We start from the raw sequence: 538 nt of genomic DNA, 5'->3' as shown, positions 1-538 counted from the left end.
GCGTGCGCGAGAGCTCCACGCCGCTGGCCGCACTGTTCCTATCCGACGGAACACGCATCACGGCGGTGATCCTCGACATCGGGATCGCGACGTCGTTCTTCGCGTGTGCACTCGCGTCGGTCAACGCACTCGTGCGGGTGCTGTTCACGTTGGGGCGCGAACGTGTGGTTCCCGAGGCGTTCGGCCGCACTCATCGTCGCTTCCACACGCCTGCCGTCGCGACGGTCTGGGCGATGGCGATCGTGACGCTCGGACCGCTCGTGTTCCTCTGGTGCGGCGGCAACCCGCAAGACGGCATCCGCGACTTCCTGACGCTCAGCGCACTGGGCTACATGGGCAGTTACCTCACCGCGTGTCTCGCCTCTCCAGTGCTGCTCGGCCGAATCGGGGAACCCAGCAGGCGCATCATGGCGCTCGGTGTGGTGACGGCGGTCATCCTCGGGGTGTTGTTGGTGACCGCCTTCGGCACCGGCGTCGGACACGGTCGGGTTCTCGGCGTCGTCTACGTCGCGTCGATGGTCGTGGTGACGGCGCTCGT

At 67.1% G+C, this 538-nt stretch carries 1 protein-coding gene; it reads left to right on the top strand.

What is annotated here, in order from left to right; genetic code table 11:
- Positions 1-538, top strand: a 538-nt coding sequence (locus tag A5777_RS02540; protein WP_156529263.1) for an amino acid permease, incomplete at both ends; no start/stop codon positions are given.

This window comes from Gordonia sp. 852002-10350_SCH5691597, assembly GCF_001665715.1.
GTDB classification, from domain to species: domain Bacteria; phylum Actinomycetota; class Actinomycetes; order Mycobacteriales; family Mycobacteriaceae; genus Gordonia; species Gordonia sputi.
The sequence above is the reverse complement of the archived record's forward strand: the minus strand, read 5'-3'. Positions and strand labels throughout refer to the sequence as shown.